This window comes from Halalkalibacter krulwichiae, from assembly GCF_002109385.1.
GTDB lineage: Bacteria > Bacillota > Bacilli > Bacillales > Bacillaceae_D > Halalkalibacter > Halalkalibacter krulwichiae.
Genome location: NZ_CP020814.1, coordinates 177,171 through 201,662 on the forward strand (window position 1 = coordinate 177,171; position 24,492 = coordinate 201,662).

19 protein-coding genes, 10 tRNA genes, 1 rRNA gene and 1 pseudogene are annotated in these 24,492 nt (G+C 38.1%); 28 read left to right on the forward strand and 3 right to left on the reverse strand.

Annotation, left to right across the window (positions count from 1 at the left end; all coding sequences use genetic code 11):
- From rrf to BkAM31D_RS00975, 11 genes are all read left to right on the forward strand, one after another.
- A 5S ribosomal RNA gene (gene rrf, locus BkAM31D_RS00925) occupies positions 1-116 on the forward strand.
- A gap of 6 nt (positions 117-122) precedes the next feature.
- Positions 123-197, forward strand: a tRNA-Asn gene (locus BkAM31D_RS00930).
- A 7-nt stretch (positions 198-204) separates the two neighbouring features.
- A tRNA-Thr gene (locus BkAM31D_RS00935) sits at positions 205-280 on the forward strand.
- 154 nt (positions 281-434) lie between these two features.
- Positions 435-509 (forward strand) — tRNA-Glu (locus BkAM31D_RS00940).
- Between the two features lie 17 nt (positions 510-526).
- A tRNA-Val gene (locus BkAM31D_RS00945) sits at positions 527-602 on the forward strand.
- A 5-nt stretch (positions 603-607) separates the two neighbouring features.
- Positions 608-680: transfer RNA gene (locus BkAM31D_RS00950), tRNA-Thr, on the forward strand.
- A gap of 11 nt (positions 681-691) precedes the next feature.
- Positions 692-775 (forward strand) — tRNA-Tyr (locus BkAM31D_RS00955).
- Positions 776-779: 4 nt separating this feature from the next.
- Positions 780-854 (forward strand) — tRNA-Gln (locus BkAM31D_RS00960).
- A gap of 5 nt (positions 855-859) precedes the next feature.
- Positions 860-932: transfer RNA gene (locus BkAM31D_RS00965), tRNA-Lys, on the forward strand.
- A 20-nt stretch (positions 933-952) separates the two neighbouring features.
- Positions 953-1,027: transfer RNA gene (locus tag BkAM31D_RS00970), tRNA-Gly, on the forward strand.
- A 6-nt stretch (positions 1,028-1,033) separates the two neighbouring features.
- Positions 1,034-1,109, forward strand: a tRNA-Ala gene (locus tag BkAM31D_RS00975).
- Positions 1,110-1,151: 42 nt separating this feature from the next.
- Here BkAM31D_RS00975 and BkAM31D_RS00980 read toward each other — a convergent pair.
- The gene (locus BkAM31D_RS00980; protein WP_066159279.1) at positions 1,152-1,340 is read right to left on the reverse strand and encodes an aspartyl-phosphate phosphatase Spo0E family protein; all 189 of its coding nucleotides are present in this window, start codon (positions 1,338-1,340) and stop codon (positions 1,152-1,154) included.
- A gap of 264 nt (positions 1,341-1,604) precedes the next feature.
- Here BkAM31D_RS00980 and sigW point away from each other — a divergent pair, with 264 nt between their 5' ends.
- The 6 genes from sigW to glmS all read left to right on the forward strand — a co-directional run bounded on the left by sigW (position 1,605) and on the right by glmS (position 8,537).
- Positions 1,605-2,168 carry an RNA polymerase sigma factor SigW gene (sigW, locus tag BkAM31D_RS00985; protein WP_066159283.1) on the forward strand — a complete coding sequence of 188 codons (564 nt, stop codon included), beginning with the start codon at positions 1,605-1,607 and terminating at the stop codon, positions 2,166-2,168.
- Positions 2,169-2,182: 14 nt separating this feature from the next.
- Positions 2,183-2,821, forward strand: a complete 639-nt coding sequence (locus BkAM31D_RS00990) for an anti-sigma factor family protein (RefSeq protein ID WP_066159286.1) — start codon at positions 2,183-2,185, stop codon at positions 2,819-2,821.
- A gap of 93 nt (positions 2,822-2,914) precedes the next feature.
- Entirely contained in the window at positions 2,915-3,739 is an 825-nt protein-coding gene (gene cdaA, locus BkAM31D_RS00995) for a diadenylate cyclase CdaA (RefSeq protein WP_066159289.1), read from the forward strand.
- Positions 3,732-4,970 carry a CdaR family protein gene (locus BkAM31D_RS01000; protein ID WP_066159293.1) on the forward strand — a complete coding sequence of 413 codons (1,239 nt, stop codon included), beginning with the start codon at positions 3,732-3,734 and terminating at the stop codon, positions 4,968-4,970. Before cdaA ends, BkAM31D_RS01000 begins: the two co-directional genes overlap by 8 nt.
- Positions 4,971-4,997: 27 nt before the next feature.
- Positions 4,998-6,341, forward strand: coding sequence for a phosphoglucosamine mutase (gene glmM, locus BkAM31D_RS01005; RefSeq protein WP_066159296.1), 1,344 nt, complete (start codon positions 4,998-5,000; stop codon positions 6,339-6,341).
- A gap of 393 nt (positions 6,342-6,734) precedes the next feature.
- Positions 6,735-8,537 (forward strand): glutamine--fructose-6-phosphate transaminase (isomerizing), encoded by a 1,803-nt coding sequence (gene glmS / locus BkAM31D_RS01010; RefSeq protein ID WP_066159300.1) that lies wholly within the window; start codon positions 6,735-6,737, stop codon positions 8,535-8,537.
- A gap of 77 nt (positions 8,538-8,614) precedes the next feature.
- Here the strand turns inward: glmS and BkAM31D_RS01015 are convergent, their stop codons facing one another.
- Both BkAM31D_RS01015 and BkAM31D_RS01020 read right to left on the reverse strand, forming a co-directional pair.
- A complete protein-coding gene (locus BkAM31D_RS01015) occupies positions 8,615-9,535 on the reverse strand; it encodes a cation diffusion facilitator family transporter (RefSeq protein ID WP_066159303.1) in 921 nt (306 codons plus the stop codon).
- Between the two features lie 21 nt (positions 9,536-9,556).
- Complete coding sequence (locus BkAM31D_RS01020) at positions 9,557-10,150, reverse strand: TetR/AcrR family transcriptional regulator (protein WP_066159306.1); 594 nt, start codon at positions 10,148-10,150, stop codon at positions 9,557-9,559.
- 290 nt (positions 10,151-10,440) lie between these two features.
- Between BkAM31D_RS01020 and wrbA the strand changes: the two genes are divergently transcribed.
- The 11 genes and pseudogenes from wrbA (at position 10,441) to nasC (ending at position 24,244) form a co-directional block, all read left to right on the forward strand.
- Positions 10,441-11,100, forward strand: a complete 660-nt coding sequence (wrbA, locus tag BkAM31D_RS01025) for an NAD(P)H:quinone oxidoreductase (protein WP_066159309.1) — start codon at positions 10,441-10,443, stop codon at positions 11,098-11,100.
- A 191-nt stretch (positions 11,101-11,291) separates the two neighbouring features.
- Positions 11,292-11,984 (forward strand): DUF1538 domain-containing protein, encoded by a 693-nt coding sequence (locus BkAM31D_RS01030; protein WP_066159311.1) that lies wholly within the window; start codon positions 11,292-11,294, stop codon positions 11,982-11,984.
- A pseudogene (locus tag BkAM31D_RS01035) lies at positions 11,981-12,730 on the forward strand (DUF1538 domain-containing protein). Before BkAM31D_RS01030 ends, BkAM31D_RS01035 begins: the two are co-directional and overlap by 4 nt.
- On the forward strand, positions 12,702-13,427 hold the full coding sequence (locus BkAM31D_RS01040; protein ID WP_085449711.1) for a P-II family nitrogen regulator: 726 nt from the start codon (positions 12,702-12,704) through the stop codon (positions 13,425-13,427). The pseudogene BkAM31D_RS01035 and the gene BkAM31D_RS01040 overlap by 29 nt, the downstream one beginning before the upstream one ends.
- Positions 13,428-13,486: 59 nt before the next feature.
- Complete coding sequence (locus tag BkAM31D_RS01045) at positions 13,487-14,323, forward strand: YitT family protein (RefSeq protein WP_066159319.1); 837 nt, start codon at positions 13,487-13,489, stop codon at positions 14,321-14,323.
- A 320-nt stretch (positions 14,324-14,643) separates the two neighbouring features.
- A complete protein-coding gene (locus BkAM31D_RS01050; RefSeq protein ID WP_066159322.1) occupies positions 14,644-15,831 on the forward strand; it encodes an MFS transporter in 1,188 nt (395 codons plus the stop codon).
- A gap of 260 nt (positions 15,832-16,091) precedes the next feature.
- Complete coding sequence (locus BkAM31D_RS01055) at positions 16,092-17,735, forward strand: PTS transporter subunit IIBC (protein ID WP_066159325.1); 1,644 nt, start codon at positions 16,092-16,094, stop codon at positions 17,733-17,735.
- A 3-nt stretch (positions 17,736-17,738) separates the two neighbouring features.
- Positions 17,739-18,530: an endonuclease/exonuclease/phosphatase family protein gene (locus BkAM31D_RS01060; protein WP_066159330.1), complete on the forward strand. Its 792-nt coding sequence runs from the start codon at positions 17,739-17,741 to the stop codon at positions 18,528-18,530.
- A 125-nt stretch (positions 18,531-18,655) separates the two neighbouring features.
- Positions 18,656-19,507 (forward strand): alpha/beta fold hydrolase, encoded by an 852-nt coding sequence (locus BkAM31D_RS01065; RefSeq protein ID WP_066159333.1) that lies wholly within the window; start codon positions 18,656-18,658, stop codon positions 19,505-19,507.
- A gap of 225 nt (positions 19,508-19,732) precedes the next feature.
- Positions 19,733-22,078: a nitrite reductase large subunit NirB gene (gene nirB, locus BkAM31D_RS01070; protein WP_066159336.1), complete on the forward strand. Its 2,346-nt coding sequence runs from the start codon at positions 19,733-19,735 to the stop codon at positions 22,076-22,078.
- Between the two features lie 27 nt (positions 22,079-22,105).
- Complete coding sequence (nasC, locus tag BkAM31D_RS01075) at positions 22,106-24,244, forward strand: assimilatory nitrate reductase catalytic subunit NasC (RefSeq protein ID WP_066159339.1); 2,139 nt, start codon at positions 22,106-22,108, stop codon at positions 24,242-24,244.
- The last annotated feature ends 248 nt before the right edge of the window (positions 24,245-24,492 follow it).

Here is a 24,492-nt window from a genome sequence, read left to right on the forward strand (position 1 = left end):
TCTGGTGGCGATAGCGAAGAGGTCACACCCGTTCCCATGCCGAACACGGTCGTTAAGCTCTTCTGCGCCGATGGTAGTTGGGGGCTTCCCCCTGTGAGAGTAGGACGTTGCCAGGCCATTATTCCACAGTAGCTCAGTGGTAGAGCAATCGGCTGTTAACCGATCGGTCGTAGGTTCGAGTCCTACCTGTGGAGCCATATTTATGCTTCCATAGCTCAGTCGGTAGAGCACTACCATGGTAAGGTAGGGGTCAGCGGTTCAAGTCCGCTTGGAAGCTCCAGAAGGACCGTCTATACGCCTTCAGTATAAACCTGTAAAGGCGTTTTTTTAATGCTGAAATAGGTTTAAAAACAAACAATTTCCCTTTAAAAAAAGCTTGTTTTTTTCTTTAACTTTAGATATAATATTTTTTGTCAGTTAGTGACATACAAAATGGCCCGTTGGTCAAGCGGTTAAGACACCGCCCTTTCACGGCGGTAACACGGGTTCGAATCCCGTACGGGTCACCATATAACTTTGATTTAATGGAGGATTAGCTCAGCTGGGAGAGCACCTGCCTTACAAGCAGGGGGTCGGCGGTTCGATCCCGTCATCCTCCACCATATATGCCGGCCTAGCTCAATTGGTAGAGCAACTGACTTGTAATCAGTAGGTTGGGGGTTCAAGTCCTCTGGCCGGCATCCTTTATCATGGAGGGGTAGCGAAGTGGCTAAACGCGGCGGACTGTAAATCCGCTCCCTCCGGGTTCGGCGGTTCGAATCCGTCCCCTCCACCATGATTGGGCTATCGCCAAGCGGTAAGGCAACGGATTTTGATTCCGTCATGCGTTGGTTCGAATCCAGCTAGCCCAGCCATTTTAGAGCCATTAGCTCAGTTGGTAGAGCATCTGACTTTTAATCAGAGGGTCGAAGGTTCGAGTCCTTCATGGCTCATTTTTGCTATTTAAAAAGACGCGGAAGTAGTTCAGTGGTAGAACACCACCTTGCCAAGGTGGGGGTCGCGGGTTCGAATCCCGTCTTCCGCTCCATAGTTTGGGGCCTTAGCTCAGCTGGGAGAGCGCCTGCCTTGCACGCAGGAGGTCAGCGGTTCGATCCCGCTAGGCTCCACCAATACATAATAATTCAAACCATAGATAAAACATCTATGGTTTTTTATATGTTTGTTTTTTCTTTATGCCATTTGTTTCTACTCACTAAGTAATCATATTCATTTAAAAGCTGATCTAATTTGTGACTGTATTCCAGCATCTCCTTTGAAATTAAAGAGGTTGTTTTTGATTTTTCATTTAAAAGGTTTCTGTATCGTTCTATATCTTGTATAAGCTGCCTTTTTTGATCCATATTATCCACATCCTTCTAAAGTAGTTACTGTCTAACAAATTTGAGTGAAATATATGCAGTTCAAAGAAGAGTGCTGATCCGTTTTGAATGATGTTATAACAAATTGGTATTAATTTTTTGTTTTTAATTAAGTATTATTTAAATACCCTAATATTTTAAAGTTGAAACAGAAATCATGTTATTATATGTAATAAATGGAAAATGAAACTTTATCGTTTAGTTTTACGTATAAAAGTCAGAACGAGTGTAGGCAGGGATTACTTTATGGATATAATTGTAAAGAGATTGATTAGGGAAGTGAGAAAAGGGAATCAACAAGCTTTCTCAGAAATTGTTGAACTATATAAAGACAAAGTTTTTCAAGTTGCTTATAGAATGGTGGGAAACATGCATGAAGCTCAAGATGTTGCCCAAGAAGCATTTCTTCGAGCGTATACAAACATTGATCGTTTTGATATCAATCGTAAGTTTTCAACTTGGTTATTTAGAATTGCAACGAATGTAGCGATTGATCGACTACGCAAAAAGAAACCAGATTTTTATTTACAGGAAGAAGTAAAAGGGTCCGAAGGTTTAACGTATGAGTCACAATTAGCCGCAAGTGATGATTTGCCAGATGATCAAGTTGTGGCTTTAGAGCGTCAACAGTGGGTTCAGGCTGAGATTAATCAACTCCCGCCTAAATATCGAACAGCTATTATATTAAAATATATTGAAGATCTCTCAATTAATGAGATAAGCGAAATTTTAGATATTCCACCTTCTACTGTTAAGACAAGAATTCACCGTGGAAGAGAAGCACTTAGAAAAAGAATGCGCCATGTATAAGGAGGGATATGAAGATGAAATGTAATGAGTATTATGAAGAGCTTATTCAGAAGGTTGTGGATGAAGAAGCGACTATAGAAGAAAAAAAGTTACTTGATCAACATCTAAAAGGATGCGAGTGTTGTAAACAACACATGCATGAACTAAAAAAAGTAATTGCATTTGTTCAAAGCTCATCTCATATAGAAGCTCCAATTGGTTTTACAGATTCAGTAATGGGAAGATTACCAGAAAGAAAGCAAGTGTCAAAGTGGAAACAATGGACAAGGAAGCATCCTATTTTGGTCTCGGCGGCGGTTTTCTTCATATTAATGGTCACAAGTATTTCATCACTCTGGAACAGTGGTGAAGAACAAGTTGTTGTATCTGGGTCTGGTCATGTACAAATTGACCAGGAAAGTGGTCGAGTTATTGTTCCTGAGGGAGAAGTTATTAAAGGAGATATTGTAGTTAGAAATGGACAGTTGCAAGTAGATGGAGAAATACAAGGCAATGTATTGTTAGTAAATAGTGAAGCGTATTATGCGTCTATTGGTCATGTCTCTGGAGAAATTCATGAGATTGATCAAGCATTAGAATGGACTTGGTATCATATTAAGCAATTTTTAAAGCAAGTCATTCCAGTTGCAGAACAAAGAGACTCTAATGAGTAGGACTTCAATATCTACTATGATATAATGGAGAGTAATGAGAATAGCATTATGAAAATGTCTCTTGACGTATGTTAGTGGTTTGGAGGAAGAGCCATGTTTTCTTTAGAAGAGTTTGGTTGGCTCAACTATGTTGGGCAAGTTGTTGATATATTGGTAGTTACATTTGTTGTTTATAAGGCAATAATGATCATACGAGGTACAAGAGCGGTACAGTTAGTAAAAGGAATAACCGTTATCTTAGCGATTTGGTTTCTGAGTCGTTTCTTAGGACTTCGAACCCTTGAATTCTTAATGAATCAAACAATTACGTATGGATTACTTGCCATCATTATTATCTTTCAACCGGAACTTAGAAGAGGGTTGGAGCAACTAGGGAGAGGAAGACTCTTTTCGAGTCGAACAGTTCCCCAAGATGACCATGTGAAAAATTCAATAGATGCTATTATAAAGGCATCCTCTTATATGGCAAAAAGAAGAATCGGAGCACTTATGTCACTTGAACGTGAAACTGGCATGAGTGATTATGTTGAAACCGGTATTCAGATGAATGCGAATTTAACCTCGGAATTGTTAATTAATACGTTTATACCAAATACTCCATTACATGATGGAGCCGTTATTTTAAAAAATAATACGATATTAGCTGCTGCTTGTTATCTTCCTTTATCAGAGAATCCTTTTATTTCTAAAGAATTAGGAACAAGACACCGCGCAGCTTTAGGAGTTAGTGAAGTAACAGATTCTCTTACCATTGTTGTCTCCGAAGAAACGGGCGGTATATCGCTAACGAAAAACGGAGAGCTTCACCGTGATCTTGATGAAGAAAGACTGCGGAGCTTATTAGAGCGTGAGTTGCTAGTAGAAAGCAAGAGCACAACAACGTCTCGCTGGCATTGGGGAGGAAAGAAGAATGGATAAGTTATTTAATAGCCATTGGTTTGTTAAGATTATTTCTTTCTTCATTGCTCTTATGCTGTTTACAATGGTAAATATGGACAATCTAGCGAGTCAACCAGGTGGTGTCCTTCCAACAATTAACCCAACGTATACGCTAGAAGATGTTGAGTTAACAGTGCTTTACGATGAAGAAAATTATGCGATTACAGATAAAACTGAACATGTCCAAGTTAATTTACGTGGTCCTCAAGCTCAGTTAACCTTATTTCAGCTAACCAGGCCTTCCTACGAAGTGTTTGTTGATGTAACTGATCGAGGAGAAGGGGTACATACTTTAAGTGTTCAACATAGGAATTTCCCAAGTGAATTATCTGTATCGATTGTTCCGCAATATGTTCGTGTTGAATTACAGGAAAAGCAGACAGTATCATTTCCTGTTCAAGTTGATATAATCAATTCAAATGAAGTAGAAGAAGGGTACACAGTTGGTACTCCAATTGTTAGTCCGATTAATGTGGATGTTACTGCAGCGAGAAATCTTGTAGGTGAGGTTAGTGTAGCCAAAGCATTTGTTGATGTTGCAGGTGCAGATCGAACAATTGAGGAAACAACGCCAGTAAAACTTTATGACAAAGATGGAAAAGAGTTATTTTTGACGGTTGAACCTCAGGTAGTTGATGTAAAGGTTCCTATTACAAGTCCTAACCGATTGGTTCCAGCAAAAGTAACACGAATTGGAGAATTACCTGAAGGGCTTAGCATTAATAATATTAAAATTGAACCAGAAGAAGTAACGATTTATGGTCCTAATGACATTATAGAACGTACAAATGTTGTTGATGTTGGTGAACTAGATCTGAATGAACTGACAGAATCAGAAACACTTGAAATGACAGTTCCAGTTCCTCCAGGGATTGAGAGAGTATCACCGGAAAAGGTAAATGTCGTTGTTACCATTGATGAAGAAGATTCAGTTGATTTTGAAGATGTGCCTGTGGAAACGATTGGAAGCCAGGATGATGAAGATGTCACATTTAATGGCACAAGTAATCCAACAATATCGATTAGAGCAAAAGGATCAGCTGAGTTATTGGAAAGACTTAGTTTAGCAGACATTCAAGTTTTCGTTGATGTGAGTGATCTAGCAGCGGGAGAGCATGAAGTTGAAGTTCAGGTGAATGGGCCTCCTAATATTCGATTTGAAGTAGAAGATCTAATGATTCCAGTTGAAATTATTGAGCGTACTGATTGACGATTAGTTTGAAGGAGAGAATGAATAATGGGAAAATATTTTGGTACAGATGGTGTGCGTGGGGTTGCAAATACCGAACTTACACCAGAGCTTGCCTTTAAGTTAGGTAGAATGGGTGGATATGTATTAACAAAGCATACTGAAAAGCCTCGAGTCATTATTGGTCGAGATACACGAATCTCTGGAGAAATGCTAGAGAGTGCTCTTGTTGCAGGCTTGCTCTCTATAGGAGCAGAAGTTATGAGACTTGGTGTGATTTCTACACCTGGTGTCGCTTTTTTAACGAAAGCTTTAAGCGCGGATGCCGGAGTTATGATCTCCGCTTCTCATAATCCAGTACCCGATAATGGAATTAAATTCTTTGGCCCGGACGGATTTAAATTATTAGATCAGCAAGAGGAAGAGATCGAGCGCCTTTTAGATGGGGAGGATGAATTACCAAGACCCGTTGGAGGCGAACTAGGTCAGTTAAACGATTATTTTGAAGGTAGCCAAAAGTATTTGCAATTTTTAAAGCAAACGGTGCAGGAAGATTTCTCTGGTCTTCATATTGCGCTAGATTGTGCTCATGGTGCAGCCTCCTCATTAGCTCCGCACTTATTTGCTGACTTAGAGGCTGATATTTCAACGATGGGAACATCACCAAACGGAGTTAATATTAATGAAAATTGTGGGTCGACTCATCCAGAAGCTTTGGCTGAGCTCGTACGTGAAAAGGGAGCTCAAATTGGACTAGCATTTGATGGGGATGCTGACCGTTTAATTGCCATTGATGAAAATGGTGAAATCGTTGATGGCGATAAAATTATGTTCATCTGTGCTAAGTTTATGAAAGAACAAGGATGGTTAAAGCACGGAACAGTTGTCTCTACAGTAATGAGCAATTTAGGCTTCTACAAAGGGTTGGAAGAAATCGGTGTTGAATTTAAACAAACAGCTGTTGGTGATCGTTACGTAATGGAAGAAATGAGAAAGGGTGGATTTAACCTTGGTGGAGAACAATCCGGCCATATCATTTTCCTTGATCATGTGACAACAGGTGACGGTTTACTATCTGCTTTACAGTTAGTTAATATTATGAAAATTACAGGAAAACCGTTATCGAAACTTGCAGCTGAAATGGAGACGTTCCCACAAAAGTTAGTGAACGTTCGTGTAACAGATAAGCATGCTGTAAGCGACAATGAGAAAGTAAGTGCAGTTATTGCAGAAGTTGAAAGTGAGATGGCGGGAGAAGGTCGTGTGCTCGTTAGACCATCTGGTACTGAGCCGTTAGTTCGAGTAATGGTTGAAGCCAAAACAGAAGAACTTTGCGATAACTATGTTGACGCAATTGTTACTGTTGTCCAAGAGGAAATGGGTTTAGAATAATCTTTTCATGCATAAGCAGCACATAAATCGCTGCTTATGCATATTTTTTTATATAGAGTTTAAACCCACTCTTTTTGTTAGTTTTTAGTAATGATTGACGACCAATAGTGAGCTGATGTATGATGGAAAAAGTCAGGAAAAGAAAGGTGGGTAGTATGTTCCATAATCGATTAAAGCGCCTGAACTACCATGAGTGTAGTTGACGAGGAGAGGGAGTATCGAGTGTTCGGCGGATGCCCTCCGGTTGTAGCATGACAACCGTTAGACTTTTGGAGAAAACAAAGAGGCAACTCTTTGCACAAAGCCAGAAGTAACCATGCCTCTAAAATAATGAGAGTGGGGGTAAGAGTGCCCCTTAGGTTTCTTACCCCATATATCGGGAGGTAACTAGTTATGTGTGGAATTGTTGGTTATATTGGAACGGAAGACGCTAAAGAAATCTTATTACGCGGACTAGAAAAACTAGAATATCGTGGTTATGACTCAGCTGGTATTGCTGTTGCGAACGAAAGCGGCGTTCATGTATTTAAGGAAAAAGGGCGCATTGCAGCATTACGTGAAGTGGTAGAGGAAGATGTTTCTGCAACTGTAGGGATTGGGCATACTCGTTGGGCAACACATGGTGTTCCGAGTCGTACGAATGCACACCCTCATCAAAGTGAAACAGCTAGATTTACACTTGTTCATAACGGTGTTATTGAGAACTATGAACAATTAAAATCAGAGTTTTTATCAGATATTCCTATGGTGAGCGATACCGATACAGAGGTTATTGTTCAATTAGTTGACCGCTTAGTTGCAGATGGTAAATCTGTTGAAGAAGCTTTTAGTCATACATTGTCTTTATTAAAAGGCTCTTATGCACTTGCGCTTCTCGATAAACAAAATACAGATCTTGTCTATGTTGGAAAAAGCAAAAGTCCACTTCTAATTGGTGTAGGTGAAGGCGTGAACGTGATTGCATCAGATGCAATGGCTATGCTTCAAGTAACTAACCAATTTGTTGAGATTATGGATCAAGAGATTGTGCTTGTTTCCCGTGATCAAGTAACAATTAAGAAATTAGATGGTACTGTTGTAACCCGTGAACCTTATACAGCTGAATTAGACGCGAGTGACATTGAAAAAGGAACATACCCTCATTTCATGTTAAAAGAGATTGATGAACAGCCATTTGTCATTCGTAACATCATTCAAAAGTATCAGAATGATGATGGTACGGTTCGTTTGGATGATGACATTCGTCAAGCAATGAAATCATCAGATCGTATTTACATTATTGCTGCTGGAACTAGTTACCATGCTGGTTTAGTTGGGAAACAACTTATTGAAAAAATTGCAAATCGCCCAGTAGAAGTCCATATTGCGAGTGAGTTTTTATACAATATGCCTCTACTGTCAGATAACCCACTCTTTATTTTTATTTCTCAAAGTGGAGAAACAGCTGACCTTCGTGGAGTTTTAGTTGAAGTGAAGGAAAAAGGCTATAAAACATTAACGATTACAAATGTTCCAGGTTCAACACTTTCTCGTGAAGCTGATTTTACTTTACACACGTATGCAGGACCAGAGATTGCTGTTGCATCTACAAAAGCTTATACAGCACAAATGGCAGTTTTGACGTTGCTGGCAGTAGATACAGCGAACGCAAAAGGAATTGAATTAGATTTCGATCCAATACAAGAGCTTGCAATCGTTGCAAGTGCAATGGAAACACTTTGTGATCAGAAGGAAAAGCTAGAACAAATCGCTCGAGATTTCCTAGCAACAACGCGTAATTGCTTCTTTATTGGTCGTGCAGCTGACTATTTTGTTTGTTTAGAAGGAGCTCTTAAACTGAAAGAAATCTCTTATATTCAAGCAGAAGGATTTGCAGGTGGAGAATTAAAACATGGTACAATCGCTCTTATCGAAGAAGGAACTCCAGTAGTAGCAGTTACAACACAAGAGCATGTTAATTTAAGCATCCGTGGAAATGTAAAAGAAGTAGCAGCTCGAGGAGCGAATCCTTGCATTATCAGCATGGAAGGATTAGAGCATGATGGAGATACATTTGTAATTCCACCTGTTCATGAATATCTAACTTCTCTTGTAACAGTTATTCCGCTTCAATTAATCTCTTACTATGCAGCATTGCATCGCGATTGTGATGTTGATAAGCCGCGTAACTTAGCAAAAAGCGTGACGGTAGAATAAGCTAGTTAATAGTTAAATTAGGATAAATTACACGTAAAAGTGGATTCTTAGATCGTTATCTAAGAATCCACTTTTTTTCAATGAGCCCATTTGCGATTCTTTGTAAAACAAACCGTTACCCATTTTTCATATTTTAGTTCCTTTGTTTGTTGATCAATCTGTTCGCGAATGAAATCTTGGTCGTCGATTGTGAGGATATCTGATTGGTTATTCAAGATAAAATCAATCTCTACGTATAATTTACTTCCGACCTTAGACATCCTTAAGTAGGATTGTTCTACTTTATATGTCTTTTCAATTGAGAAAACAACATCTTGGTACTTCTCCTCAATCGCTTGTGCTGGAGCCATTTCCAATACTTCTTTAATAGCTTTTGCCATTTCGGTTATCGGTACTTTAACAAAATAACTAGCAACCAAAATAACCATTAATGGATCGACATATGGGATTATATGTGAATAAGGTGTAAGGCTTAGTAAGCTCGCAAAAAGAAATCCTATTAGAACAGCTCCACTTAAGTACATATCCATACGCCATTGGTTTGCTTCGGCTTTTATTAAACCGTACTCCTCTTTTGAATGCTTCTGTAGGCAGGCATATATTGCCCAGCAAACAATTGTTGATACAAGAGCGTAGAGCAAGGCAAACTCAACAACTGTTTCTCTTCCTCCATTAAAAACAGTAATGAACGAGGACACAAGAGCAGAAAAGGTTAAAAGGAGAATGACGAGATATTTAATAATAATCACTATTGGTTCTAGCATTTCTTTGCCGAAAGGAAATCTTTTAATATCTTTCTTTCGAATATAATTTGCTGTATATAAGGATAAAAAGGACAAGATCACACTGATAAAAGAGTACAATCCATCAAATAAGACCATCTGCGAAGAAACGAGATAGCCTATCACTATTCCTATTATCGCAAGAAGGAGTGCTCCATAGACAGACAGTTTTAAAAGCTTATTTTGTAAAGTATAAGACGTATCAAGCGACGTCATAGTAACACCTCATTAAAATTTTCAAACTGAATGACAATCAGTCAGTGAACAGCCAATAAAGAGCAAGACCTGTCTTTTAGCTTCTTCTATTTCATTTTCGTTCCGATTAGAAAAATAATTTGTTTCTGCGGTTGTTTCCGCTAAATTAATGATCATTTTCGTTAAATAGCTCAGGTTAATCTTTGTTTGCATTGAACCATTATGAACGGCCATTGTTAGTTTTTCTTCAAGCCAATCGTAGTATGGTTGATAAATCTCTTCCCATCTCTCAAACGCATGGTAGTATGTCAGGCCTGAATAACATAATTCGATTAATTCTTTATATGTTTCTGTGATCTGGAAAGTTGTTTCAACAACCGCTTTAATTGTGTCATGAATCGATTTGCTACTTTGATCGTGACGTTTTAACTCCAATAATAAGAAGTGAAGGATTCGTTCTGCTATTGCTGGAACAAGTGCGCTTTTTGAATCAAAATATAAATAAAATGTCCCTTGAGCGACACCTGCTTCTTTGACAATCTGGGAAACAGATGCTTTTTCATAGCCTTTTTCACGAATCACTTTACATGCTGCATCAACTATTAATTTATATTTATCATCTTTTGCCTCGGGCATTATCATTCCTCCTAAAACCAATTTAAAACAAGAGTGACTGACTGTCATTCATTTATAAAATAATTATAGCAGACTATTTTCTGAATGTATATGGGTATACAGGGAAGAGATAATACTCTTTTATATCACTTACAAAAATAAAGTAAATATCATTGATTTTGTATTATACTTTATGATAGTATCTATTTGTAGAGGGGAAAAGCTATCTTTGGCTTTGTATCTCGAATTAATTATAAATTAAATTAAGATATTTTCAGTTCATTCATTGAGAATGATAGTAGGTGATTTTGATGGGGATTCTAGAAAAATTATTTGGAAGCAATAAGGAGATGACAAATATGTCAAACATTAATTTAGCGGTAATTTACTACAGTTCTACAGGAACAAACTATCAGTTAGCAAAATGGGCTGAAGAAGGTGGGAAAGCAGCAGGTGCAGAAGTTAAAGTGTTAAAAGCGCCAGAACTTGCACCGCAAACAGCAATCGATTCTAACCCAGCTTGGAAAGCTCATGCAGAAGCAACAAAAGACGTACCTGAAGTGACATTAGCTGACCTAGAGTGGGCAGATGCAATTATTTTTAGTACACCAACACGATTTGGGAACATGCCTGCACAAATGAAACAATTCATAGATACAACTGGGGGACTTTGGTTTAATGGAAAACTTGCCAATAAAGCAGTAAGTGCGATGTCATCAGCAAGTAACGCACATGGTGGTCAAGAGGCAACCATCCTTTCACTATATACGACAATGCACCACTGGGGTGCAATCATTGCTTCTCCAGGATATACTGATCCTGTACAATTTGCTTCAGGAGGAAACCCTTACGGAGTGAGTGTAACAGTAGGTCAAGATGGCAAAATGCAAGAAGACGTTGAAGAGGCAGCTAAATATCAAGCGAAGCGTACGGTCCAAGTTGCAGAATGGATCAAAAAAGGAAATCAATAATTAATAGGGAATTGGAAGCCAATCACGTGAGATTGGCTTTTTATTATGTTCACTTTTCATGTAACTGCAACATTTTTCGAAATGATATAATGAGAGAAAAAATAGGAATCATTAACACAAAATGGGGGTATAGCACGACTGTTATACATATTCATTTAATAGACAAGTAATTGTAGGAAGAGGAGGATGGGATGCAAAATATTAAGGATACGGTGAAAGAAGTTGTTTATGCCATTATGCCCCTTTCATTCGTTGTTGTGATCCTGCAATTCACGGTGATTGGAATGCCAATGGAGATGTTTATTCAATTCCTTATTGGTGTTGTAATGGTTTCAATTGGCTTAATATTATTTTTATTAGGTGTACATATTGGGTTATTGCCAATTGGAGAGATGATTGGGGCTGCGCTGCCACGAATGGGAAAGGTGTGGTTGGTTGTCTTTTTTGGCTTATTGCTCGGGTTTGTTGCGACGGTTGCTGAGCCAGATGTGAGAGTGTTGGCGATCCAAGTAGACTTAGTTTCTAACGGGATTGTATCAAGCAATGTGTTAATTTATACGGTTGCATTAGGGGTTGCCATTTTTGTTGGATTGGCGATGCTACGAATCATGTTAAACATCCCAATCACTTATCTGTTAGTAGGTGGCTATGCAATTGTTTTTCTATTGGCTGCTTTTACCCCTTCTCACTTTGTTCCGATTTCCTTTGATGCAGGTGGGGTTACAACGGGGCCGATGACGGTACCATTTATTCTTGCTCTTGGAGTAGGAGTGGCATCTGTTCTAAGAGGTAAGTCGGCTTCATCGGATGGCTTTGGTTTAGTGGCATTAGCGTCGATTGGGCCTATTATCGCCGTATTAGTGTTAGGGGTGATTTACGGATGAACGTCAAAATATTTGAAGGCTTTGGCCACGTCCTTTATGAAGTCACCTTTGCTTTAATTCCGTTATTAATTTTCTTCTTGTTTTTTCAATTTTTTGTATTGAAGCTTCCTTTTAAAAAACTTCTAGATATATTTAAAGGTATGTTTCTTACATTTTGGGGATTAGCTTTTTTCCTGCAAGGAGTCCATGTTGGCTTTTTGCCAGCAGGTGAGATGGTGGGCACTATCCTTGGTTAGATGGACCGTTTATGGGTTTTGATTCCGATCGGTTTTGTACTAGGTTTTGTAGCAACCTTCGCTGAGCCTGCCGTTCGTATATTAAACCATGAGGTGGAAAAAGTATCAGGGGGATATATTCCTCAAAAGGTGATGCTTTATACTCTTTCAATTGGAGTAGCTCTCTCAATTGCTCTTTCCATGTTGCGAATGATTGTAGGGATTCCATTATGGTATTTTATCATTCCTGGTTATTTATTAGCGTTGGTTCTAATGAGATTTTCAACTAAGTCTTTTACGGCTATTGCTTTTGATTCTGGTGGAGTAGCTACGGGTCCAATGACTGTTACATTCATCGTGGCGATGACAGTAGGAATTGCCTCCGTATTAGAAGGGCGAGATCCTTTACTTGATGGGTTTGGTATGATTGCTCTCGTTGCTCTTTCACCAATTTTATCTGTGTTAACATTAGGTCTGCTTTATGGCCGGAAGGAGAAAGAAAATGAACGCACATTTGAATCTGACTCATAAACTATTGGTTACGATTGTCAAAAAAGGAGTGGCATCTAAAGTAGTAAAAGCATCAAAGCAAGCAGGTGCAGAAGGAGGAACAATCGTATATGGAAAAGGATCGGGCATTCATGAGACAAAGAAATTTCTAGGGATTAGTGTAGAGCCGGAAAAAGAAATGATTTTAACATTAATTCCAAAGGAAAAAGTTGACCATGTGCTTAAAGCAGTTGAGCAAGCTGGAAAGCTAGATAGACCTGGAAATGGTGTAGGGTTTGTTATTGATGTGAAAAGGATTGCAGGGATTGTGCATCTTCTTAATTTACAGAACTATATCAGTGAGCAACAAGGGGTTCCAATGGATAATAAAGTTTCATACGATTTGATTGTTACAATTATTAATAAAGGATATTCAGAAAGAGTTGTAGAAGCTTCCAAAAAGGCCGGGGCAGAAGGAGGAACGGTTTTGTATGGAAGAGGTACTGGCATTCATGAACAGGCAAAGCTTTTTAATATTGCAATTGAGCCTGAAAAGGAACTAGTGCTCACATTAATCGATCGTGATAAGACTGATGATGTATTAGAAATGATCATGGAGCATGCAGAATTGAACAAACCAGGAAAAGGGATTGCTTTTGTGTTAGAAGTAGAAAGGACGATAGGGATTAACCATTTATTAAATAGAATGGTGAATCAAAGTATTGGTGATAATAATTAAATAAATGTTTGATTACCTTTAATCAAACATTTATTTAATGAGAGTAGAAGGGTGATCTCTTGAATAAATTGTTAGACTACATATCTATCACAATAGGGTCAATTATTGTAGCAGTGGGGCTTGAGTTAATTTTGGCTCCCAATGGGTTAGTCGATGGTGGCGTTACGGCTATTGCCATAATGGTGAATGCATTAGTTCAAGTACCGATATTTGTTGTATTTGTTTTGCTTAACGTGCCAGCCTTACTCATTGCTGGGAAATATATGGGTAAAAAATTTATCATTCGAACAATATACGCAAATATCATTACGTCTATTTCATTAATCTATTTCGGTCCATTCCCTGCAATTACGTCATCAGAAGTGTTGATTGTCTTATATGGCGGTTTATTGTTGGGGGTAGGGATTGGGCTTGTTGTAAAGTCAGGTGGAGCAATAGATGGGTCAGAGATGATTGCGATTTGGATTAATAAAAAATATGATATTGCCATTAGTAAATTCTTATTATTAGTGAATGCCGTTATTTTATCAATGGCGGCTTATGTGTTTTCTCTAGAAAAAGCGATGTTCTCCATTGCTGTCTTTTTCATTGTATCTAAAACAATTGATTTCATTTTAGACGGCATTAACCAAGGGAAGTCTGTCATGATCATAGCGAGTGAGCCAGATAAAATTGGGCAACAGTTGATAGAGGAATTAGGGATGTCAATTACCTACCTACAGGGAACAGGTGGTTTTTCAGGAGAGGAATCAAAGATCATATATTGTATTACGGATCGATTTATGTATCCGAAACTAAAGGAATTGGTTCTCTCCATTGATCCTACAGCTATACTAGAAGCATCATTTGTTACAGAAACAACAGGGATAAAGAGGAAATCTATCTTAAACCAATAGAGAAAGGGTTGTCCCAAATGTTTATACAAAGACGATAATAGCTTTATTCTAGCACCTTGAGAGCAGGAAACATTTAATATGAGCAATTCGGTGTTTAATTGAATCGAGGGCGTATCAAAAGGTCAAAGATAGACCGTTTGATACGCCCTCTTTTTTAGGGTGAAAAATATGGAATGGAGCATTAATTTATTAAATTACCTTGTTAATAGATCTAACAAGGTAATAGAGAAACAAAATCGTCTTATTTAAAATGTAACATGTGTCAACTATTTAGAAAGTAAACAATTATAAGACAAATGTATGGTGTTTGGGGGAAGAGGATGAAAAAGAAAGAACAGATTTCCGTTTTGATTTTATCAACACTGGCAATGATTGTATCATTTACTGTTTGGTCTGTGTTTTCACCTATTGCAAATACTCTTCAAGAACATTACCAATTAAGTGAAGCTCAAAAAAGTTCTCTTATTGTAGCGCCGATTATTTTAGGCTCTCTCATGCGTATTCCAGTTGGTATTATCGCAGATAAATACGGAGCTAGAAAAGTTTATACAATAACGATGTTGTTTACCATTTTTCCAATGATTGCAGCTGGATTTGCAAACTCCTTTAGCTCTTTATTATTTTGGGGCTTCTTTATCGGGATGGCGGGTACCACGTTTACAATAGCTGTGACCTATGTGACAAAATGGTTTCCGCCAGAGAAGCAAGGTTTTGTACTAGGGATAATTGGAATTGGTAATTTAGGAACAGCGATTGCATCTCTCAGTCTACCGAGTATTGTTAATAACTTTGGGTTACAATGGGCTTTTTGGGGCTTGGCTGTCGTTCTTATGATTATGACAATGATTTTTTGGTTTGGTACAAGAGAGTTATCGAAGTCAAAGAAAGGAATTACATTAAAGGAATCGCTATCCGTGACACGGTACCGTTCAACATGGTTACTTTCGCTTTATTATTTTCTGACGTTTGGAGGATTTGTTGCTTTTGGCTTCTACTTGCCAACGTTATTACAGGAGTCATTTCATCTTAGTGCAGTTGATTCAGGTTTGAATGTAGCAGGCTTTGTGATGGTTGCAACGTTTATTCGTCCGTTAGGTGGGTATATCGCTGATAAGTACGGTGCCAATCAAGTACTCGTCTTTTTGTTTAGCGGTATAACCTTGTTTGCCACATTAATGGCTGTTTTTATAAGTCATTTTCAACTATTTAGCATCTGCTTAGTAATTATGGCAATCCTTTTAGGATTAGGAAATGGAGCTGTTTTCAAACTAGTTCCAGCGGTTTCACCAACAAATACAGGTGCAGTTACGGGAATTATTAGTGCTGTTGGTGGAATTGGTGGCTTTTTTCCACCACTTGTTATGGGAGTTGTCAACGGAGTAACGGGAAGCTATAGTCTAGGGTTTGTTTTCTTAGCTTTGTTTGCTTTAAGTTGTCTACTTATTAATTTCTCATCAATGTTTGTCTTAAGTCAAAGGAATAGAAAGTTTTTAAGGAAGAGTAATTAAATGTAATGTTCAGAGAGAGTGGTTAACCAATTCTATTTAACCATTCTCTTTTTCTATGTAGCTTTTATAAGAAGTAGCAACAGCGAAATACGCATCTCTGAAGAAGTCCCAATAGTAGCCAGATGAGAATCATCGTGCGATAAAAAAGTTTATGCAATCGGTTGCGCAAGGTGAATAAATATGTTAATTTAATCTTAGTTGATTATTCCATGGAATTAAAAGTTTACTAAAACTAAAAATAATAATAGGAGATTAAGAGTATGAAGATCACATCCTTTGATTTTTGGCAAAAGTTCGGAAAGGCTTTGCTAGTTGTAGTTGCAGTGATGCCTGCGGCAGGTTTGATGATATCAATCGGTAAATTAATCGGTATGGTAGATGTCGATTTGGCATTTGTGCAAACGGTTGCTGTGGTTGTTGAGGAAATTGGTTGGGCGCTTATTGGAAACCTTCATGTGTTGTTTGCAGTTGCAATAGGAGGCTCGTGGGCAAAGGAGCGTGCGGGTGGAGCCTTTGCAGCTTTAATTGCATTTATATTAATTAATCGTATTACAGGGGCCTTGTTTGGTGTCAATAATGCAATGTTAGGTGACGCTGATGCAACGGTTACATCATTTTTTGGAAGCGAATTAATTGTTCAAGATTACTTTACGGGAATTCTAGGGGCACCTGCGTTAAATATGGGAGTGTTTATCGGAATCATTTCCGGTTTCCTAGGAGCAGCTATCTTTAATAAGTACTATAATTATAGTAAATTACCTCAATCTCTTTCGTTCTTTAATGGAAAACGATTTGTTCCATTTGTCGTGATTGTTTGGTCGATTGTAGTAGCCATTGTTTTATCTTTTGTATGGCCACTTATTCAAGGGTATTTAAATGATTTCGGACGTTGGATTGCGACTTCAAGAGATACAGCACCAGTTATAGCTCCGTTTATATTTGGAACATTAGAACGTTTGTTATTACCTTTTGGATTGCATCATATGTTAACGGTACCAATGAATTATACAGAACTTGGCGGGACATATACAATTTTAACAGGTGGAAATGTTGGGCAAATTGTAGCTGGTCAAGATCCTCTATGGCTAGCTTGGATTGCAGACTTAAATAACCTTCGTGCGGCCGGAGATATGGCTGCTTATAGTGCATTATTAGCTGAAGTGACACCTGCTCGTTTTAAAGTAGGACAAATGATTCTTTCTTGCGCAGCTTTAATTGGAATCGCTTTAGCAATGTATCGCAATGTAGATCCAGAAAAACGTACAAAATATAAGTCTATGTTTTTCTCTGCAGGATTAGCCGTTTTCTTAACCGGAGTGACAGAGCCGATTGAATTTATGTTCATGTTCGTGGCACCTGTGCTTTATGTAACTTATGCAATTATGACAGGACTTGCATTTGCTGTTGTCGACCTTATAGATATTCGAGTTCATGCTTTTGGTGTGCTGGAATTATTAACACGGACGCCGATGATTATTAGAGCGGGATTATGGTTAGACTTAGTCAACTTTATTGTAGCTTGTGTGGTATTCTTTGGTTTAAATTTCTTCGTAGCAAACTTTATGATTAAAAAATTCAAGTTTGCAACACCTGGACGTTTAGGAAATTATATTGAAGAAGAAGAAAATGCACAAACAGAAAAGAGTACGGGAACCAATAAGGAAGAAACATTAGCTAGCACGGTTATCGAATTACTTGGTGGGCAGGATAATATTGAGGATGTTGATGCTTGTATGACTCGTCTTCGTGTAACGGTAAAAGATATCAAAAACGTTGCTGATGAAAAAGAGTGGAAGAAAAATGGAGCTTTAGGATTAATTCTAAAGGATAAAGGCGTACAAGCAATATATGGTCCAAAGGCAGACGTGTTAAAGTCTGACATTCAAGATCGTTTAGGAGCATAATGTATGAAGTTATTAACGTTGAACTGCCATTCATGGCAAGAGGATAATCAAATAGAGAAAATAAAATGGATAGCGGAAGCCATTAAAGAAAACTCTTATGATGTGATTGCCTTGCAAGAAGTAAGTCAGTTGATTACTGGAGAAGTGGTAAACGGTTCACTAAAAAAGGATAATTATGTTTTCGTTCTCTTAGACGAGCTCAGGAAGCTAGGGGTAACCAATTACAACTTTTTCTGGGACTTTGCTCATATTGGATTTGAAGTGTATGAGGAAGGTCTTGCCATTTTAACAAAGCATAAAATCGAGAAGAAGCATTCCTTTTTTGTCAGCCAGTCAAATGACAATAATAATTGGAAAACGAGAAAAATTGTAGGTGCTACCATTCAGTATAAAGGCCGTTCTGTCTCTCTTTATTCTTGTCATTTAGGTTGGTGGCATGATGAAGAAGAGCCTTTTAAGAAACAAATGGATTCTTTATCGACTAATTTAAATCAAGATGAGATCGTTTTTCTTATGGGGGATTTCAATAATGCTGCACATCTTAAAGATGAAGGTTATGAGTATGTATTGAAAAATGGCTTTTACGATACGTTTGCATTAGCACAACAGAAAGATGAAGGAATTACGGTTGAAGGAAAGATTGCGGGTTGGGAGAAAAATAAACAAAACTTGCGCATCGATTATATCTTTAGCAACAAACAACTAGCAGTTCACACATCAAAAGTGATCTTCAATGGGAAGAACAAGCCTATAGTTTCAGATCATTTTGGACTTGAAGTAAAAGTGAGTTTATAAGAATAAGGCAAAAAGTACATCAAAATGTTTTGATGTGCTTTTTTATTGTTATTAAAGATAGGTGACGAAACATGTTTAGAATACATCCCCTTCTCCTAAGGAAAAGATAGTACTAGGAGGTAACGATGACTAAAGTAGAATTTATAAAAATTGAGACTAATGGTGTCAGAATACATATGGCTGTCAGTGGTCCTACAAAAGGTCCTCTTATCATTTTATTACATGGTTTTCCTGAGTTTTGGTATGGTTTTAGGAAGCAAATTGAGCCTTTAGTAAAAGCTGGGTACCGAGTTGTCGTACCAGATCAACGAGGCTACAATTTCAGTGAGAAGCCAGAAAAAATAGAGAACTACACATTAGATCAATTAGCGAGAGATGTTATTGGTATTATTCAATTTTTCAAGCGAGAAAAGGCGTGCATTATCGGGCATGATTGGGGTGGACTAGTTGCTTGGCATCTGGCTTCTTATCATGGGCAGTATGTAGATAAATTAATAGTTATTAATTCGCCTCACCCACTCGTTATGATGAAATGTTATGTTCCAATTCAATGGGTAAGAAGTTTGTACATACTCTTTTTTCAAATGCCCAATGTTCCTGAACAATTACTCAAAGCAAGGAAGTATGCTTTATTAGCAAATGTCTTAAAACGTACAAGTAAAGAAGGAACGTTCAGTCATGATGAGTTGGAGAATTACAAGGAATCCTGGTCAAACTCTAGGGCGATATCCTCCATGATTAATTGGTATAGGGCATTAAGAAAGGACCTTCGTCTTATTTCGGAGAGCCCTAAGGTACAAGTACCTGTACAAATACTTTGGGGACAAAAGGACGTGTTTTTAGCAAAAGGGCTAGCAAAGAGAAGTCTTCAATATTGTACAGATGGAAGTCTTGTTTTGATTTCAGCTACTCATTGGGTACAGCATGAACAACCATTAATAGTCAATCAGTTGATCTTGGAATTTTTGAAATCTTAAAAGGGTGTAGTGGTTAACTGGAGCTTATTTCGGTTAGCCTTTTTATTTAACTTAATGGAACCTTCAGATTTCTATGTAAGCACATCTGACATAGTTAAAGATTTTTCTTCTAAGTGTTAGATAAAATGAAATTGATGTATCTGTTGATAACAAGTAAGTTATATACACCTTTATATAAAGAGTTGGTAATGTCAGAAGAATATCAAAATCTGGAGGGTTCCTACAATGAAGAAACAAAAGGTAGTTTTAATTGGAAACGGTATGGCAGGAATCAATTGCATTGAACAACTAGTAAGTAGGCAGCCAAATACGTTCGAAATAACAGTGTTTGGGCGTGAGCCACATTACAATTATAACCGAATCCTATTATCAACTGTATTACAGGGAGCTACAAGGATAGAAGATATTACGATAAACGGGAAGTCCTGGTATGAAGAACATAATATTAAGTTGTACACAGGAGAAACGGTAATCAATATTGACCAACAAGAAAAGATCGTCGTAACGGATCAAAATAGGGAAGTTTCGTTTGATAAATTAATTATTGCAACAGGTTCCAACCCGTTTGTATTGCCAATACGAGGTTCTGATAAAAAAGGCGTGCTTAACTTTCGGACGATAGAAGATTGCAAAAAGATGATTGAAATTTCAAAAAAGAAGAAAAAAGCTGTTGTTATTGGTGGTGGATTATTAGGTTTGGAAGCTGCAAGGGGGCTATTAAATCTTGGGATGGAAGTGGATGTTGTTCATATTGCTAAACATATAATGGAGAGGCAATTGGATCCAATCGCTTCTAAAATGCTCCAAGCAGAATTAGAAAAGCAGGGTATGAATTTTTTACTAGAAAAGGCAACGGAAGAAATTATCGGTGGAGTTTCTGTTGAAGGAATTCGCTTTAAAGATGGATCGAAAGTAGAGGCAGATGCCATCGTCATGGCAGTAGGAGTTAGACCTAACATACAACTAGCAAAGGAAAGTGGGATTGAAACAAACAGAGGGATTATGGTGAATGACTTCTTACAAACAAATAAACCCGATATATACGCAGTTGGGGAATGTGTCGAGCATCGAGGAATTGTTTATGGACTCGTTAAGCCGTTGTATGAGCAAGGGAAAGTATTAGCAGCTCATCTTTGTGAGGAAGCAACAGATGGCTATCATGGCTCAACTCTCTCAACCCAATTAAAAATATCTGGTGTTGATGTTTTTTCAGTCGGCAACTTTATCGGCGATGAAACAACAAAAATTGTAACGCACTATGACCAATTAGCGGGTATCTATAAGAAAATTGTTTTAAAAGATGAGAAAGTAGTAGGTTCTATTTTATTTGGTGATACAAAATCAGGAAATAAGTTGTTAGATATGACTATTAAACAAAAGGTGATTACAGATGAAGAGAAAGCGGTGCTTTTACAACCGTCAGACATAAATGGTTCTCCGGTTGCTGTAATGGAGCAAACAGATCTGATTTGTAATTGCAACGGTGTGACAAAAGGAACCATTATAGAAGCCTGTCAGCTTAAAGGGTTAACAACCATTGATGAGGTGAAAAAATGTACAAAGGCTTCTAGCGCATGTGGAGGGTGTAAGCCGTTAGTTACTGATTTATTATCTTACATTCAGAGTGATGACTTTGATGAAGTGGTTGAGAAGGAAACTTTGTGTTCTTGTACAGATTTAACAGATGAGGAAATTGTCTCACAAATGCAGTTGCAGAATTTGAGATCAATAAATGAAGTAATGAAAGAACTGAATTGGTTAAGCGAAAGTGGCTGTCCAACTTGTTTACCTGCCTTGCAATATTACTTACAAATGATTGATCCTGAGGAAAGCAAAGAAACCGTAAGGAATGAAAAGGGGTACGCTACCATTAACGATGATGGAACTTACTCACTAACTCCACAATTATATGGAGGGCTAACAAGTGCAGATGAACTTCGGAAGATTGCTGATGTGGTTGAACGTTTTCAGGTTCCGAGAGTTGAGTTAACTAGGGGACAAAGACTGATGCTCACGGGCATCCAGGAACGGGATCTTCATTCTATCTATCTAGCATTGGAGCTTCCATTTACAAGTAACAATCTTTATAAAGTTCAAAGTGTTCATACGTGCAACTTAGCTCTTTGTTCATGTGATAAGCGACAAGCGCTTGATTTAGCAATTGAGATTGAAAAAAGTACCGATTATCTACTGACGCCATACTGGGTACAAATAGGAATTTCAGCGTGTTTGCATAACGGTGCTGATTCAACAACAAAAGACGTTGGTGTAATAAAGGTTAATCGTGGATGGGAGATTTATGTAGGAGGAAGTAGCGAACGTAATGTTCGTGAAGGTCAATTGCTTTGTATCGCAGAAACAGACCGTGAAGTCTATGAAGTTGTTATTGGTTTTATACAATACTATCGCGAAACGGCAAAGTTTAAAGAAAGATCTTGGGAATGGGTTGATCGCGTCAATCTTCTTCATATACGAGAAGTATTATTTGATCGAGATCTAAGGTGGCAACTATTAAGTCGAATAGAAGAAGATGCTTTTCAACATAAGAAGGTTTTGACTAATAATTTCTAAACTATTGCTAATAAAAGGATGATGATAATGACCGAGATGCTATTAAGATATTTTCGAACGAAACAAAAAGAAGCACAAACGGAGAAGATTTATGATACTCAATGCCCCTTCTGCAGTATGCAATGTAAGATGCAACTGATTGAGCAATCGACTGTTACTCGAAAAAAATACGTAACTGTTGGGAAGGACAATCCTACCTCTGAAGGGCGATTATGTGTTAAAGGATTAAATGCCCACCAGCACGCTGTTCATACTGAACGAATTAAGTATCCCATGCTAAAAGTAGATGGGGAATTCAAACGAATTTCGTGGGAAAAAGCAATAAAAATAATAAAAGAAAAGTTCACAACTATTCAAGATAATTACGGGAAGGATGCCCTTTCTGTGTATGGTAGTGCGACGATTACAAATGAAGAAGCCTATTTACTTGGTAAGTTTGCTCGAGTGGCATTAGGCACGAAATACATTGACTACAATGGTCGACTTTGTATGTCAGCAGCTGCCTCAGCAGCTGCTCAAACATTCGGAATGGATCGTGGCTTTACAAATAGTATTCAAGAAATTCCACACTCGAGGTGCATCATTTTAGCTGGTACAAACCTTGCAGAGTGTCAACCAACGATCATTCCCTATTTTGAAAAGGCGAAGGAGAATGGGGCATTTATTATTGTGATTGACCCTCGTGAAACGGCAACAACCAAGTTAGCCGATTTACATTTGAAAGTAAAACCTGGTATGGATGCTGCATTAGCAAATGGTCTCCTAAAGGTGATTATTGAAAAAAACTTATTAGATGAGGAGTTTATAACAAAAAGGGTGAATGGATTTGATGACGTCAAACATTACGTTTCTACGTTAGTGTTAGATGAGATTGCCGAGATTTCAGGAGTTCCTACAGAGCAAATCATTAAAGCCGCTACCGTATTTGGAAAAGAAGAGACAGGAATGATCTTTACGGCAAGAGGAGTAGAACAGCAGACAGACGGTTCAATCGCTGTCCGGAATTTCTTAAACATTCTTTTAGCGACAGGAAAAATAGGGAAAAAGAATTCTGGATTTGGTGCTGTTACTGGACAAGGGAATGGTCAGGGAGCAAGGGAACATGGCCAAAAGGCTGACCAATTGCCAGGTTACCGCTCAATAGAGAATGATGAACACCGCAAATATATTGCTAATGTTTGGGGTATTGATGAAGAAGAATTACCGAGAAAAGGTGTTTCTGCATTTGAAATGATTCAAAAGATGGATGAGGGTGAGATAAAGGGGTTATTCTTAATGTGCTCAAATCCGGTTGTTTCAAATCCAAGCGCTGAGTTTGTGAAGCAAGCAATTGAAAAGTTGGACTTTCTAGTAGCAGTTGATATGTTTGTATCTGAGACTGCTAGATTAGCTGATTTAATTTTACCGACGACATCTTATTTAGAAACACCTGGCACTATGACGAATGTAGAAGGTCGTGTAACGCTTAGAGAAGCTAGCTTTTCTATTCGTGGTGAAGCGAAGCATGATTGGCAAATCATATGTGAAATTGCACAAGCTTTAGGAAAAGGACAATACTTTTCGTTTTCCTCTCCGGAAGAAGTATTTAATGAGTTGAAAGAGGCAAGTCGTGGTGGAATTGCTGATTACTCGGGGATAACCTATGATCGATTAAGAGAACAAAAAGGCATTCTATGGCCTTGTCCTGATGACGATCATCCTGGCACGGAGCGTCTGTTTGAGAATCAGTTCGCTCATGCTGATGGAAAAGCGATTATGGTACCGGTTCCGATTGCTCCTGAGATCCCAAAGGAGAAACCAAATCAAGAGTTTCCGTTATATTTAACAACAGGTCGGGTGATGTCTCATTATTTAACCGGTGTTCAGACGCGAAAGAGTTCAACTCTCGCAGCTAGAGAATTCGAATCGTACATGGAGATCCACCCATCCACTGCTGAAAAATATCAGATCAAAGACAATGTGCTTGTTAAAATTGAATCGAAAAGAGGATCTATTATCGTAAGGAGTAAATGGTCAAAAGCGATTCGTAAGGATACGGTTTTTGTACCGTTTCATTGGGCTGATTCTCAAAATGTTAATCGACTTGTCTCAAAGAAATTAGACCCTACTTGTAGAATGCCAGGGTTTAAAGTAAGTGCTGTGAAAATAACTCCAGTTGCGAATTAAATACGCTGTTATCACATACTTTGTGAACTTGAGTGTGCCGTGTTCGTTCCATTGGTCTCCAGCCACTCGCTTTTTGCGGGGAGGTGCTAAGCCTCCTCGGCTACGCCTATGGGGTGTCGCCCCTACCGCTATATCCAGCAGAAACCATTTTACTAAGAGGATAAAGCATAGTCTAAAGCAATAACGTTTACGAAAACTTTTTCACAAACTAAAAGCTAGCTTGAGTAACTCAAGCTAGCTTTTAGTCG